This window comes from Comamonas sp. BIGb0124 (assembly GCF_003752175.1).
Lineage (GTDB): Bacteria > Pseudomonadota > Gammaproteobacteria > Burkholderiales > Burkholderiaceae_C > Comamonas_F.
On record NZ_RJVF01000015.1, the window covers coordinates 118,872 to 133,646 of the forward strand.

General features: G+C 68.9%; 11 protein-coding genes. 4 read left to right on the forward strand and 7 right to left on the reverse strand.

Translation table 11 applies throughout. The features are described 5' to 3' along the window. Position 1: 1 nt before the first annotated feature. Positions 2 to 643 carry an NAD(P)-dependent oxidoreductase gene (locus EC845_RS20235; protein ID WP_123299954.1) on the reverse strand — a complete coding sequence of 214 codons (642 nt, stop codon included), beginning with the start codon at positions 641 to 643 and terminating at the stop codon, positions 2 to 4. A gap of 224 nt (positions 644 to 867) precedes the next feature. Between EC845_RS20235 and EC845_RS20240 the strand changes: the two genes are divergently transcribed. From EC845_RS20240 to trmB, 3 genes are all read left to right on the forward strand, one after another. After that, positions 868 to 1,860 carry a LysR family transcriptional regulator gene (locus tag EC845_RS20240; RefSeq protein WP_123300193.1) on the forward strand — a complete coding sequence of 331 codons (993 nt, stop codon included), beginning with the start codon at positions 868 to 870 and terminating at the stop codon, positions 1,858 to 1,860. A 28-nt stretch (positions 1,861 to 1,888) separates the two neighbouring features. Continuing rightward, positions 1,889 to 2,986, forward strand: a complete 1,098-nt coding sequence (gluQRS, locus tag EC845_RS20245) for a tRNA glutamyl-Q(34) synthetase GluQRS (RefSeq protein ID WP_123299955.1) — start codon at positions 1,889 to 1,891, stop codon at positions 2,984 to 2,986. A 144-nt stretch (positions 2,987 to 3,130) separates the two neighbouring features. Beyond that, positions 3,131 to 3,889: a tRNA (guanosine(46)-N7)-methyltransferase TrmB gene (gene trmB, locus EC845_RS20250; RefSeq protein WP_233598206.1), complete on the forward strand. Its 759-nt coding sequence runs from the start codon at positions 3,131 to 3,133 to the stop codon at positions 3,887 to 3,889. Between the two features lie 49 nt (positions 3,890 to 3,938). On the opposite strand, the gene EC845_RS20255 is transcribed toward trmB, so the two are convergent. The 5 genes from EC845_RS20255 to EC845_RS20275 all read right to left on the reverse strand — a co-directional run bounded on the left by EC845_RS20255 (position 3,939) and on the right by EC845_RS20275 (position 11,451). Next, a complete protein-coding gene (locus tag EC845_RS20255) occupies positions 3,939 to 4,835 on the reverse strand; it encodes a hypothetical protein (protein WP_123299956.1) in 897 nt (298 codons plus the stop codon). A gap of 15 nt (positions 4,836 to 4,850) precedes the next feature. After that, positions 4,851 to 7,463, reverse strand: a complete 2,613-nt coding sequence (gene alaS / locus EC845_RS20260; protein ID WP_123299957.1) for an alanine--tRNA ligase — start codon at positions 7,461 to 7,463, stop codon at positions 4,851 to 4,853. 210 nt (positions 7,464 to 7,673) lie between these two features. Further along, positions 7,674 to 8,930, reverse strand: a complete 1,257-nt coding sequence (locus EC845_RS20265; protein ID WP_123299958.1) for an ABC transporter substrate-binding protein — start codon at positions 8,928 to 8,930, stop codon at positions 7,674 to 7,676. After that, on the reverse strand, positions 8,927 to 10,699 hold the full coding sequence (locus EC845_RS20270; RefSeq protein ID WP_123299959.1) for a sensor histidine kinase: 1,773 nt from the start codon (positions 10,697 to 10,699) through the stop codon (positions 8,927 to 8,929). Before EC845_RS20270 ends, EC845_RS20265 begins: the two co-directional genes overlap by 4 nt. Positions 10,700 to 10,701: 2 nt before the next feature. Beyond that, positions 10,702 to 11,451: a response regulator transcription factor gene (locus tag EC845_RS20275; protein ID WP_123299960.1), complete on the reverse strand. Its 750-nt coding sequence runs from the start codon at positions 11,449 to 11,451 to the stop codon at positions 10,702 to 10,704. 563 nt (positions 11,452 to 12,014) lie between these two features. On the opposite strand from EC845_RS20275, the gene EC845_RS20280 reads away from it, so the two are divergent. Continuing rightward, positions 12,015 to 13,391 carry a CitMHS family transporter gene (locus tag EC845_RS20280; RefSeq protein WP_123299961.1) on the forward strand — a complete coding sequence of 459 codons (1,377 nt, stop codon included), beginning with the start codon at positions 12,015 to 12,017 and terminating at the stop codon, positions 13,389 to 13,391. A 100-nt stretch (positions 13,392 to 13,491) separates the two neighbouring features. Here the strand turns inward: EC845_RS20280 and EC845_RS20285 are convergent, their stop codons facing one another. Continuing rightward, a complete protein-coding gene (locus EC845_RS20285) occupies positions 13,492 to 14,742 on the reverse strand; it encodes a Zn-dependent hydrolase (RefSeq protein ID WP_123299962.1) in 1,251 nt (416 codons plus the stop codon). Positions 14,743 to 14,775: the final 33 nt, after the last annotated feature.

The window sequence follows — 14,775 nt, forward strand, 5'->3', positions numbered from 1 at the left end:
TTCAGTAGGCGATGTTGACGCGCTTGCGCGGATAACGGACGAGGTCGATCTCGTCGATCAGGGCGACTGCAAAGTCCTCGATCGAGATGCGGCTGTTGCCCTCGCCGTCGACCAGCAGCCGATCGTCGTCGCCCACGCGGTAGCGTGCGGTGCGCTCGCCGGGCTCGATCAGGGCGGCCGGGCTGAAGTAGGTCCAGTTCACGCTGGAACGGCTGTCGCGGAACACCGCCAGCGCTTCGCCCTGGGCCTGGGCTTCGGGTTTCCATTCGGCCGGGAAATCGGGCGTATCGATGACCTGGAGGCCAGGCGCGACTTCGAGCGTGCCTGCGCCACCGACCCACAGCAGACGCTGCACATCGGCTTCGGGCAGCATGTCGAGCAGCAGGCCGGCGATGGCCGGCACGCTGTCGTGGCCGCTCTTGCGTCCGCTGACCGAAGCGAGCACCGCCACGCTGCCTTTCACGGCCGCCTTGACGCTCTCGGGATTGCTCGCATCGACGGCCTGCCAGGTCACGCCATCGATGTCGGGCACCGATGCGAGGTCGCGCGCGGCGGCGACGACGGTGTAGCCGCGGCTGTTGGCCTCGCGCACCAGGCCCTGCCCGATGTGACCCGTACCGCCGAAAACGAAGAGCTTTTTCATGGTTCTATTCCTTTGAAGTTTTGGATGGTGGACATCGATGTCCATTGCACCTGTTCGACAGTGCCTGTCCAGTGACAGACAACGGACCGGAAAACACCGCAAGCCCGTTGCTGGATTCAACTGTAGACTCGCTCACCATTCAATACAATGACATGCACATGAAGAGATCATTCGATAAATTTGAATGATCGATGGTCTTCTTCCCTTGCCTGCCCTGCCCGTCCATGCCCGCTCCACGCTCGTCCGCCCCTGCCGCCAGCCTCACGCCCGATGCGCTGCTCATGCTCGACAGCATCGCCCGCCATGGCAGCTTTGCCCAGGCCGCGCGCGAACTGGGTCTGGTCCCGAGCGCCTTGACCTATCGGGTGCGGCAGATCGAAGATGCGCTCGACACGCTGCTGTTCGACCGCAGCGCCCGCCACGCCCGGCCGACGCCGGCGGGCGAGGTGCTGCTGCGCGAATCGCGCCGGATGCTGGGCGATCTCGAGGCGGTCACGAACCGCGTGCGCCGCATCGCCACGGGCTGGGAGCACGAACTCACTCTGGCGGTCGACAGCCTGGTCTCGCGCTCGACCGTGCTGGAACTGTGCGAACGGTTCTACGCCCTGGGCCCCGCCGACGATGCCACGCTCGACACGACCGGCCCGCCGACCCGCCTGCGTCTGCGCGACACCACGCTCAACGGCACGCTCGAACTGGTCGCCAATGGCCAGGCCGATCTGGCGGTGGGCGCGGTGTTCGACAGCTCGACCCTGCCCGATGTCCGCAGCCAGCCGCTGGGCCGGGTCGACTTCGTGTTTGCCGTGGCCCCGCATCACGCCCTGGCGCAGGCACAGGAACCCATCGTCGACGAGGTGCTGCGCCGCCACCGGCTGGTCGCCGTCGCCGACAGCGCGCTCAGCCTGTCCCGCCAGACTCTGGGCCTGCTGCCCGGACAGGATGTCTTCACCGTCACCAGCATGTCGGCCAAACTCGAGGCGCAATTGCGGGGGCTGGGTGCGGGCCACCTTCCGGTCAAGCTGGCACAGCCTCATGTCGATGCCGGGCGTCTGGTGGTCAAGCAGGTGCCGCGCACCACCCGCAGCAGTGCCCTGACCTACCTCTGGCGCGACACGTCCAAAAGCCCGCCGGGCAAGGCGCTGCGCTGGTGGCTGCAGCAACTGGAGCGGCCTTCCACGCGGCAGGCCCTGCTCGAGCGTTTCGACACCCGCCTGTAGCCGCCTGCGGTAGAGTTCGCTTCTGCCCATGAGCCAGCCGTCGCCCGCCATCCCGTCCTCCGTCCGCCCGCGCTATGCGGGCCGCTTTGCACCCTCGCCCACCGGGCCGCTGCATGCGGGCTCGCTCGTGGCCGCGCTGGCGAGCTGGCTGGACGCCCGATCGCACGGCGGGCAGTGGCTGGTCCGCATCGAGGACATCGACCCGCCGCGCTGCCAGCCCGACGCGGATCGCCTCATCCTGGCCCAGTTGCACGCCCTGGGCCTGGTGCCCGACGACGAGCCGGTATGGCAATCCCGGCGGCACGCGCGCTACGCCAACGCACTGGAGGATCTGCTGGCGCATGGCCTGGCCTACCCCTGTGGCTGCACACGGCGCGACATCGACGCCGCACAGGCCGCATTGCGTCCCTCTGCGGTGCACGAACGCCACAGCGAGCGGGTCTACCCCGGCACCTGCCGCAGCGGCCTGCATGGCAAGCCTGCAAGAGCCTGGCGCATGCTGACGACGGGGTTGACGATGACACCGACGCCGGCCGGCGCGACGGCCTTCGCAGCGCCGCCGCCATCGCGCGCAGGTGCCGGCGTCGCCATCCACCTGGCCCCTGAAGCCTGCCCGCCCGAAAGCGACCGCACACCGGCGTCCGCCCATCTGTGGGTGACCTGGCACGACCGCCTGCTCGGCCGCCAGGCGCAGGATGTGACGGCCCAGGTCGGCGACTTCGTGCTGCGCCGTGCCGATGGCCTGTGGGCCTATCAACTGGCCGTGGTCGTCGACGATGCGGATCAGGCCATCACCCATGTGGTGCGCGGCAGCGATCTGACCGACAACACGCCCCGCCAGCTGTGGCTGCAGCAGGCCCTGGGCCTGCCTCATCCGCAGTATCTGCATGTGCCCCTGGTGCTCGACAGCCGGGGAGAAAAACTCTCGAAACAGCATGGCGCACCGGCCCTCGACACCCACAGCCCAGCCGTCTGCCGGCTGGCGCTGGATGCCGCGGCACAGGCCCTGGGCCTGCCGCCGGCAGCCGCATCCGCGTCCACCGGCGAAGCGCTGTCGGTCTGGACGGAGGGCTGGCGGGCCCTGCAGGGGATGCCCCTGGCCGTCTCCTGCACGCCGGGCCGGTAGAATCGACGCCTTCGGCCGGTGCCCGCCGGGACTGGCCTCCGTTTTCTGCCACAGGCCTTCAGCGCCAGAACCTCCGTGACCCAGTCCAAGCCCGACGAGCCGCTCTTGCCCTCCCTCGCCAACGCCAATACCCCGGTCGACCCGATCGACCCCACCGATCCGGCCGGCGCCCCCCCCGTGCCCGGCGAGCTCGGTGCCCCCGACGATGTCGCGCATCCCAAGCGCATCAAGACCTTCGTGCGGCGCGCCGGCCGCACGACGACCGGCCAGGCCAAGGCGTTCGAGACACTCGGCCCCCGGTTCCTGCAGCCCTATACCGGCGAGCGCCTGGACCTGGAAGCCACGTTCGGCCGCACGGCCCCGACCGTGCTGGAAATCGGCTTCGGCATGGGCGAAGCCACGGCCCACATCGCCAATGTCAAACCCGACACCGACTTCCTGTGCTGCGAAGTGCACGAACCGGGAGTCGGTGCGCTGCTCAAGCGCATCGGCGAACAGGGGCAGACCAATATTCGCATCGTGCAGCACGACGCGGTGGACGTGCTGGACCACATGCTGGCCGACGATTCGCTGGCAGGCGTGCACATCTTTTTTCCCGATCCCTGGCACAAGAAGCGCCACAGCAAACGACGCCTGATCCAGCCGCCGCTGGTGCGCAAGCTGGCGCTGCACCTGAAGGCCGGCGGCTACATCCACTGCGCCACCGACTGGCAGCCCTACGCCCGGCAGATGCTGGAAGTGCTCTCGGCAGAAACGCTGCTGGCCAATACGGCCACCGGTGCCGACGGCTACGCGGCCAAGCCCGACTACCGGCCTCTGACCAAGTTCGAGAACCGCGGCATCAAGCTGGGCCACGGCGTGTGGGATCTGGTCTTCACACGCCGCGCCGCCGAAGCGGCCTGAGAATCCGACTGTGCGAAGGGGGCCCGAGGCCCCCTTCTTCGTTTTGCCCTCAGGCCCGTCCGCGGCCTTCGAGCTCGTCGAGCACGGCGTGCAGCAGCAGGCCGGCTGCCCGTGCGCGGGCGATGTCGCGGCCCAGCCACTGAGCCTGCGGCAGCAGGCGCAGCAGCCAGCGCAGGCGCCGCATCAGCGTGATCAGCGATTCCCTGACCTCGCTGCTGGCCGACGCGATGGCGGCTGCCATCGCTTGCGCTGCGGGCCGAAGATCGCTCAGGAAAAACGCGGTCGAGTGGACATACAGGGCCCAATCGCGGACCTGGGCCTGCGGCACGGTCATCACGTCGCCCGGATCTTCCTCGAAATCGATGAAGTGGACACGATCGTCGGTGCCCATGACCATGTTGCGGGCAAAACACTGGCTCAGGTAGGCGCCACGCGCGTGGGCATCGGCGATGGCGTGCAGTCCGAGTGTCCAGACATCGAGAACGCCGGACTCGTCGCCCTGCGCCTTCAGCCTGTCCAGGCGGGCCTGCAGGGGCTCCGTGCCGGCGTCGGAAATAGCGATCCATTGGGCGCCCTGCGCAACCACCCGCGGCACGGGCACGCCTTGCGCAGCCAGTGATTCGAGCCGGCGATGCTCGTTGTCGAGCGCATCGGTCCCTCCCGGATTGGGGACGGAACGCAACAAGGGCACCGGCGCCATCACCAGGTTGTAGAGGCGGATCAGCGAGACCGGATGGGGCGGCTCGGCCCGCTTGACCCAGATCACCTCGCCCGCGGGCAGTTCGGGGACATCCTGGCCACCGGTCAGGCGCTGGATGCGCTCGGTGCTGCGCGAGACATGGGCATCGATGCGGGCGACCAGCGCGGCAAAGAAGTTGCCGGTACCTTTCACCGTGTGCGCAGGATCGGCTCCGGCGGCAGCTCCGCCGTGTTCAGGGGTATGCATGAGCGACGCCTGCGATCAAGCGCGCTCGGCCACCCATGCCTGCACCGACTTCAGCGCCTGGGGCAGCGCCGTCGCATCGGTGCCGCCTGCCATGGCCATGTCGGGTTTGCCGCCGCCCTTGCCGCCCACCTGCTGGGCCACGAAGTTCACGAGTTCGCCCGCCTTGACCTTGCCGATGCTGTCCGCGGTCACGCCCGCGGCGATCTGCACCTTGGCGCCGTCGACAGCGGCCAGCACCACGACGGCCGTCTTGAGCTTGTCCTTGAGCTTGTCCATGGTGTCGCGCAAGGTCTTGGCATCGGCGCCGGGCAGCAATGCGGACAGTACCTTGAGACCGTTGACGTCGACCGCCTGGCCCACCAGTTCGTCGCCTTGCGACGAAGCCAGCTTGCCCTTGAGCGAGGCGATTTCCTTTTCGAGCGCACGGACGGTGTCGAGCGCCTGGCCGATCCGGCCCTGCAGTTCGGCAACCGGGGACTTCAAGGTCGCGGCGGCCTGGCTGACGGTGTCTTCGAGCTGCTGCAGGTAGGCCAATGCGCCCTCGCCTGTCAAGCCTTCGACCCGGCGCACACCGGCGGCCACGCCGCTTTCGGCGACGAGTTTGAAGAGACCGATGTCACCGGTGCGCTGCACATGCGTGCCGCCGCAGAATTCGAGCGTGGAGCCGACGTCGACCACCCGCACCAGATCGCCGTACTTCTCGCCGAACAGCATGGTGGCACCCAGCTTCTGGGCTTCGTCGATGGGCAGCACGCGGGTCTGGGTGGCCGTGTTGGCCAGGATTTCGGTGTTGACCAGGGCTTCGATCTTGCGCACCTGCTCGTCGGTGACGGGCGCGTTGTGGGCGAAGTCGAAACGGGTGCGCTCGGCGTTCACGAGCGAACCCTTCTGCTGCACGTGGCCGCCCAGCACTTCGCGCAGGGCCTTGTGCATGAGGTGGGTCACGCTGTGGTTGCGGGCCGTGGCCGCGCGCAGGGCGCTGTCGACCTGGGCATTGACGGTGTCGCCCACCGACAGCGTCCCTGTCGCCAGGCTGCCATGGTGCCCGAACACGTGGGCCTTGATCTTCTGGGTGTCTTCGACCGCGAACTTCGCGCTGCCGCTGGCGATGCTGCCGCGGTCGCCGACCTGGCCGCCGCTCTCGGCGTAGAAGGGGGTGGCGTCGAGCACCACCACGCCGTCCTGGCCGGCTTCGATCCGCTGCACGGGCTGGCCGTCGACATACAGGGCCAGCACCCGTGCACCGGGCTGCACCAGTTGTTCGTAGCCCACGAAACGGCCTTCGGGGCCGGTGTACTCGAGCGCACGGTCCATCTTGAACTTGCCGGCCGCGCGGGCCTGGTTCTTCTGGCGGTCCATGGCGGCGGTGAAACCGGCGGCATCCACGCTCAGGCCGCGCTCGCGGCAGACGTCCTGCGTCAGGTCGAGCGGGAAACCGAAGGTGTCGTGCAGCTTGAAGGCGACATCGCCCGGCAGCACGGTGACGTTGCCCGTCAGGGCGGTGTCGAGGATTTCCATGCCGTTGGCCAGGGTCTCGAAGAAACGTTCTTCTTCGCCCTTGAGCACCTGGGTGATGTGGGCCTGCTGCTCGCGCAGCTTGGGATAGGCTACGCCCATCTGCTCGACCAGGTCGGCCACGAGCTTGTGGAAGAACGGGGTCTTCTGGCCCAGCTTGTAGCCGTGGCGGATGGCACGGCGGATGATGCGGCGCTGGACGTAGCCGCGGCCCTCGTTGCCGGGAATGACGCCGTCGGCCACCAGGAAGGCCGTGGCGCGAATGTGGTCGGCGATCACCTTGAGCGAGGGGTTGCCGAGGTCGGGCGTGCCGGTCTCGCGGCCGGCGGCCTTCACCAGTGCGGCGAACAGGTCGATCTCGTAGTTGCTGTGGACGTGCTGCAGGATGGCGGCCAGGCGCTCGAGGCCCATGCCGGTGTCCACGCAGGGCGCGGGCAGCGGCTTGACCGAGCCGTCGGGCTGCATGTCGAACTGCATGAACACGTTGTTCCAGATCTCGATGTAGCGGTCGCCGTCCTCGTCGGGGCTGCCGGGCGGGCCGCCGGCGATGTGCGGGCCGTGGTCGTAGAAGATCTCGGAGCACGGGCCGCAGGGGCCGGTATCCGCCATCATCCAGAAGTTGTCGGACATGTAGCGGCCGCCCTTGTTGTCGCCGATGCGCACGACGCGCTCGGGGGGCAGGCCGATTTCCTGGGTCCAGATGTTGTAGGCCTCGTCGTCTTCTGCGTAGACGGTGGCCCACAGGCGATCGGCGGGCAGCTTGTAGACCTCGGTCAGCAGTTCCCAGGCCCACTTGAGCGACTCGCGCTTGAAGTAGTCGCCGAAGCTCCAGTTGCCCAGCATCTCGAAGAAGGTGTGATGGCGGGCGGTGTAGCCCACGTTCTCGAGGTCGTTGTGCTTGCCGCCGGCGCGCAGGCAGGCCTGCACCGAGGTGGCACGGTTGTACGAGCGGCGGTCCGTGCCCAGGAACACGTCCTTGAACTGCACCATGCCCGAGTTGGTGAACATCAGCGTCGGGTCGTTGGCGGGCACGAGCGACGAGGACTCCACGATGGTGTGGCCACGCTCGGCAAAGAATTCGAGGAACTTGGCGCGGATCTCAGCGACTTTCATCCGGGACTTTCTGTGCAGCCCGCGAGACAGCCGGCACTGCACGCCGGTGAAGTCCGGGGCTGGCAGGGCGGCCGCGGCAAGGCGGCTTGGGGTAAGGAGTTGGACAGGAAAACCCACAATTATACAGCGCGCCCCCGCATTTTCCTTTGAGGAATCAAGGGGTTGACAGCCTGCACGCAGGCCCGTCAGACCCCCCTGCCGTCAATCGGATCAAGGACTTAGGCGTGCCGGCAGGCGAGCGGCCATGGCGGTTCGCCAGGCCAGCAGGAAACGTTCGCGCTTGAGCGGATCGAGGTAGACCAGCAGGCCCAGGCCCGGCATGAGCGGCCGCCAGGCACTGGGCGCGACGTCGACCCCGCCCGGTCCATCGGCCAGGGCCCGCAGCACGCGGCTGTCCTGTCCGGCCGCCAGCGCCTGCCGGATGGGCAGCAGACGCGTCTCGCGCGACAGCAGGGCCTGGCCCTCGGGCGAGAGCAGCTCGTCGAGGAACAGCTTGGCCAGCGCGGGCTGGGCGGCGGTACCGGGCACCAGGGCCGCGCGGGTGGTGAGCAGGGTGTAATCCTGCGGATAGACGACCCGGATGGGCGAGCCGGCGGCGATGCGTGCCTGCGCATACGAAGCCGGGACGTTGTAGAGCAATGCCAGTTGCTGCCGTTCGAGCCGCTCGAGCAACGGCACGATGTGATCGCCCAGCACCACGCCGGCGGCCCCCAGCGAGGCCAGCAGCAGGCTGGCGGTGCTGTCGAAGCGTGCATCCTGGGTGGCCAGCATGTAGCCCAGGCCGCTGAGCGTGACGTCGTAGGTGCCGACGCGGCCCTGCAGCGGACCGCCGGACTGCCGCAGCAGTTCGAGCAGTTGGCCGCGCGTGCGGGGCGCCTGGTCAGGCGGCAAAAGCCGCGGGTGGTAGACCATGACCACGGGCTCGGCCCCGAGGCTGAAGACTTCGTGGCGCCAGTGCGCGCCCGCCGGCAGGCTGAGCGCCTGCTCCGAACGGTGCGGCAGGGCCAGGCCGTCGTTCGCCAGTTGGGTCTGCAGATCCAGGCTGCTGCTGATCAGCAGATCGGGGTTGGCGGGATCGAGCCGGGACGACGCCGGGCCGGCCTGGGCATAGGCCAGCGCACGGGCGTGGATGTCCAGGCTCTGGCGATCGGCGTAGCGCACGGCGACGTCCGGGTGGCGGCGCTGGAAGGCGCGGATCACGGGTGCGAACAAGGCGGTGTCGGTGGCGCTGTCGATGCGCAGCATCTGCCGCGCCGGCGCGGGCGACTCGAACACGGTGACTTCGGCGGCGGTGTTCGGCGCAGGCTGGGCCATGACGGGCAGCGCCGAACCGGCCAGCCAAGGGCCGGCCAACGCCAGCCACCGGCGGCGCGTGCAGCCACCGGACGAGTCCACGGCCTCGGGCGCAAGCTCGACGGGCCGGCCCGGCGCGGCCCATCCCTGGGGCGAACGGATGAAGCGAGTCATGGGTGCGTGTCCTCGTGGCCGCGATCGGGCCGGCGCGGGTGTGCCCGAGAAGCCGGTGACGGCGTCGCGGGCGGGCTCGAGGCGGCCGTGCACGCCGGCAGTTGCAGCCGGACGACGAGGCCGCTGCCGCCGTCGGGCCGGTCTTCGAGCCGCACGCTGCCGCCGTGGCTCTGGACCACGCGCTGCACGATGGCCAGGCCCAATCCGGCACCGGCCGGCCAGGGCGAGGCATCGGCGGGCGCGGCAGTGGCCAGGGTGCCTGCGGAACCGGCAGCGCCTGCCACCGGCGCCGGGCGTCCCGCCGCACCGCGTGCAAAACGCTCGAACAGCCCCGCACGCTCACCGGCGGCTACGCCGGGGCCATGGTCGGCGAACAGCACCTCCCAGCGGCCGTCGGCGGCAGCGCCGATGACGATGTCGATGGCACCGTGCTGAGGCCGGCCGTACTTGAGCGCGTTGTCGATGAGGTTCTTGAACGCTTCGCGCAGCATGAGCGCATCGCCCATCACCCAGGCACGGGGCCCGGCGCCTCGCGGCACCGACGCGTCGGGCGATGCGGGCGACAGCTCGAACAGCCACGCCGGGCCCGGGCTCGCGCCGGGCTGGGCGGGCTGCTGCCAGCCCAGGCGAACCACGGGCCGGGGCTCGGCACGGGGTACGGTGTCCTGCATCGCCTCGCGCAGCAGCACCGGCAGGTCGACCGCGGCAAAGCGGCGCAAGTGCCCCTGGTGAGAAACGCTGGCATCGCTGAGCAGTTGGTTGAGCAGCCGGCGCAGCTTGACCGCATTGCGCTCGACCGCCTGCAGGCTGCGCCGCTGCTGCGCGGGATCGTCGTCGTCCAGTCCATCCTGGGCCTGGGCGATCAGAGCGGCCAGCGGCGTGCGCATCTGGTGGGCAGCCTCGGCGATGAAGGTGCGCAAGGCCTCGAGGTTGACCGACAGACGGCCCATGAAATCGTTGAGCGCGCCCACCACGGGCACGAGCTCCTGCGGCACCGGGCTGGCCAGCGGACGCAGGTCGGACGCCTCTCGCCCATGCAGTTCACGCTGCAGTCGTGCAATGGGGCGCAGCGCCACATGCACACCCAGCCCGAGCAGCAAAAAGGCGGCCAGCATGAGCACCAGAATGGCCGCGGTCGCGCGCCAGGCGATGTCGGAAGCGAGCGCATCGCGCGCCAGGCGGGTCTGCCCGACCTGGACCCACACCGGCGACAGCCGGTCCCCGGTCGTGGCAGCCGCATCGCCGCCCGCGATATAGCGCGGCACCCGCACGAAACGCAGCCGCTCGCCCCGGTAACGCGCATCGAAAAACACCACGCCCGGCGCCGCCGGCGACAGGCCCTGGGCCGCAGCCGCCGGGACCTGGGGACCTGCGGGCAGGTCGCCATAACCGGTGATGGTCTGTCCATCGGGTGCCACGATGCGGTAGAAGGCCCGGTCTTCCGGGGCCATGGCCAGCAGATCCAGGGCGGCATACGGCAAGTCGACCTGCCAGCGGTTCTGCACCACGCTGATGCTGTCGGCCATCGACAGTGCGGACGACTGCAGCAGATGGTCGTACGAGCGGTCGGCCGCACGCTCGCCGTAGCTGCGCGCGCCGAAGAACAGCGCCAGAGTGGCCAGTGCGAACAGCAGGCCCAGCAGCAGCAGCAGGGTGCGCCGCAGAGAGCCCGCGGAGCGGCCCGGGCTCGAAGGCGCCGGCGCAGCGGCTGGCCCGGGCGATTCGGGCGCCGCGGTCGCCTGGCCGGGCCGGGCCGCTGCATCGCTCATGGTCAGGCTCCGGACTGGCCGCTGCCGTGGGAGGTGCCGGGCTCTGCGCCGTGCTCGCGAGCGGTCGGCGATCCGCTGTCCGGGTCCTGCTCGACGTCGGCGCGGTACCCGAGGCTGCGCACCGTGGTGATGCGCAAGGGGCTGGCGCCCAGCTTCTTGCGCAGGCGCCCGACATAGACCTCGACCGCATTGAGCCCCACGTCCTCGTCGAAGCTGAACAGGCGGCCGGCGATGTCGTCCTTGCTGACCACCCGTCCCATGCGGCCGACCAGGATCTCGAGCAGGCTGAACTCCCGGTTGGTCAGGTCGATCTCGGTGCCCGCCAGACTGGCCCGTCGCGCGGCGCTGTCGATCTCCAGCCCGCCCACGCGCCAGGTGCCCGAAGCCTGCCCCTGAGGCCTGCGCAGCAGGGCCCGGCAACGCGCATCCAGCTCGCGGAAGTCGAAGGGCTTGTCGAGATAGTCGTCGGCGCCCACGTCCAGCGCGTTCACGCGGTCCTCGATGTCGGCCCGTGCGGTCAGCATCAGCACCGGCGTCTTGTCGCCGCGCGCACGCAACTGGCGCAGCACGGTCAGGCCATCGAGACCGGGCAGCCCGATGTCGAGCAGCAGCAGATCGAAAGGCTGGTAACCCAGCACATGGGCCGCGGCCTGGCCATCGTTCTGCCAGTCCACGGCATGGCCTTGCCGGCGCAACCGGCGCACCAGGGCATCGGCCAGATCGGGATCGTCTTCGACGACGAGCACACGCATCTCAGACCCTTCGGGCACCCGCCACACGGCAGGACAGTTGCGGGGAGTCGACGCGCCGGGGCACGATCGCATGCGTCACGTCATTCATCTCGGGCTCATGGAATAGGGGGCTGTTCATCGCAGAGGCGAGACGCCACGCGCCTGCCCTCTGCCGGGTTGCCGGCCGCGCGCCATCGACAGGGCTACGGCAGCGGACAGCCGCCATTGTGCCTTGCGGCAGGCGTCGCGCGCATCATGCCGGACTGCATCGGCAGGCGTGCGGGCCTGCGCCATAGAACGTATCGCCGTGACGGTCGATGCCCTGCAGAGTCCATAAACCTAGGGTTTACCCGATAAGGGCTTACCCGAGACATTCAGCGGCATTCCGCTCACGACAGGCGCACGACAGGGTGCAAATCCACCATTCGCTCCCGTGGCTTGATCGATGCAGCATCGCTGCCCGGTCCTGCCCGTGCTCTGGCCGTGCCGCCGCGCAAGAGCCCGCCCTCCCCCACGACTCATCTCCTCCCTGAGAGAACAGACCATGAGCCTTAACGCCACCACCACGACCGGGAACGCCTGACATGCTGTTGACTTTGCTCGGATTCGGCATGGTCATGACCTTCATGACCCTGATCATGACCAAGCGCCTGTCGCCCCTGGTCGCCCTGATCCTCATCCCCATCGTATTCGCGCTCATCGGCGGCTTTGCCCCGACGATGGGCGCCATGATGCTCGACGGCATCCGCAAGATCGCGCCCACCGGCGTGATGCTGATGTTCGCCATCCTGTACTTCGGCGTGATGATCAACGCCGGCATGTTCGACCCGGTGGTCGGCATCATCCTGCGCATGGTCAAGGGCGACCCCTTGAAGATCGTGGTGGGCTCGGCCGCGCTCGCGCTGCTGATCTCGCTCGACGGCGACGGCTCGACCACCTACATGATCACCATCGCCTCGATGCTGCCGCTGTACCGCCGCCTCAAGATGAACCCGCTGAACCTGACCTGCGTGGCGATCCTGGCTTCGGGGATCATGAACCTGACGCCCTGGGGCGGCCCGACGGCCCGCGCGGCCAGTGCGCTGCACGTCGATCCGGGCGAGGTGTTCGTGCCGATGGTGCCGGCCATGGCCCTGTCCATCCTCGCCCTGCTGGCCGTGTCGGTCTGGCTCGGCCTGCGCGAGCGCCGCCGTCTGGGCACCGTGAGCCTGCCGCGCAGCGCCGGCTCGATCGGCCCCAACCCCTACGATGCCCAGCGCGACGAGGAAGCGAGCCGCGAGCACCTGCCGCTCGAAGGCGAGAATGCCGAGAGCAAGGAACACTGGCGCCGCCCCCGCCTGCTGTGGGTGAACCTGGCGCTGACCACCGCGCTGATGGTGGCCCTCATCATGGGCGTGCTGCCGTTGCCCGTGCTGTTCATGATCGGCTTCGCCGTCGCGATCGTCATCAACTACCCCGACCTGGCCCAGCAGCGCCAGCTGGTGGCCGAGCACGCGCCCAACGCGTTGGCCGTGGTCTCGCTGATCTTCGCTGCCGGCGTGTTCACCGGCATCCTGTCGGGCACGGGCATGGTCGAGGCCATGTCGCGCGGACTGCTGGCGGCCATTCCGGACAGCATGGGGCCCTACCTGCCCACGATCACCGCGATCCTGAGCATGCCGCTGACGTTCTTCATGTCGAACGACGCCTTCTACTTCGGCGTGCTGCCCATCCTCAACGAAGCGGCCCAGGGCTATGGCATCACGGCTGTCGAAATGGCACGTGCTTCGCTCATCGGCCAGCCGGTGCATCTGTTGAGCCCGCTGGTGCCCTCCACCTACCTGCTGGTGGGTCTGGCCGGGGTGGACTTCGGCGACCACCAGCGTTTCACGCTGAAGTGGGCCACGCTCATCAGCCTGGTGCTGATGGCAGCCAGCCTGATGCTGGGACTGTTCCCGCTGATCGGCCGCGTCGCCGGCTGATCCATCGACGCCGAAACGCGCGCAGGCCCGGTGGGTGCCTGTGCGCAGGCGGCCGAAGCCGGCTCGAACGGCCGGCCCGCCGCGTGTTCAGCCGGCGTGTTCAGCGGGCATGCTTGAGCACGGCGTGCAGCAGCACGTCGCAGCCCATCGCCAGGTGTTCGGGCTTGGCGTCTTCGCTTTCGTTGTGGCTGATGCCGTCCTTGCACGGCACGAAGATCATGGCCGTGGGCGCCACGTCGGCCACGTAGACCGCATCGTGCCCGGCGCCGCTCACCACGTCCATGTGGGGCAACTCCAGCAGACGGGCGGCTTCGCGCACGCTGTCGATGCAGTCCGCCGCAAAGTGGCAGGGCGGAAAATAGACCACCTGCTCGATGCCGATCTTCAGGCGCGAATCCGCCTGCACCAGGCTTTCGCAATAGGTGGACAGGGCCTCGTGCATCTGCTGCAGGACGGTGTCGTCGAGCGCGCGGAAATCGACCGAGAATTTCACCGTACCCGGGATGGTGTTGCGTGAGTTGGGCAGCACCTGCATGTAGCCCACCGTGCCGCGCGCGTGCGGCGCATGCGCCAGTGCAATCGCATTGACCTGCTGCACGATGCGTGCGGCCGCCAGCTGTGCGTCGTGCCGCAGTGCCATGGGCGTGGGCCCCGCATGCGCCTCCATGCCGGTAACCACCACGTCGTACCAGCGCTGGCCCAGCGCGCCGGGCACCACGCCGATCGGCAGGTCGCGATCCTCGAGGATGGGCCCCTGTTCGATATGCGCCTCGAAGTAGGCCGCGAACATGCCGCCGGGTACCTCGCCGGCCTTGTGGCTGCCGGCGTAGCCGATGGCCTGCAGTTCGTCGCGTACGCACAGGCCTTCGGTGTCGCGGGCATCGAGCGCATGGTCGAGCGTGAAGGCGCCCGTGAAGACGCCCGACCCCATCATGACCGGCACGAAACGCGAGCCTTCCTCGTTGGTCCAGGCCACCACCTCCAGCGGCGCGGCCGTGTCGATGCCGTGCGCGTTGAGCGTGCGGATGACCTCCAGCCCGGCCAGCACGCCGTAGTTGCCGTCGAACTTGCCGCCGGTCGGCTGGGTGTCGATGTGGCTGCCCATGGCCACCGCCGCACGCGTGGGATCGGTGCCGGCACGGCGCGCGAAGAGGTTGCCGATCTCGTCGACCCGAACGCTCAGGCCGGCCTGCTCGCACCAGCCGACGAACAGGTCGCGGCCCTGTCGGTCGAGATCGGTCAGGGCCAGGCGGCACACGCCGCCCTTGGGCGTGGCGCCGATGCGGGCCAGCTCCATCAGGGAAGACCAGAGACGGTCGCCATCGGTATGCAGTATCGTTTGAGAGGTCATGAGAGTGTCCTTGGTCGAAAAATCCAAAAAACA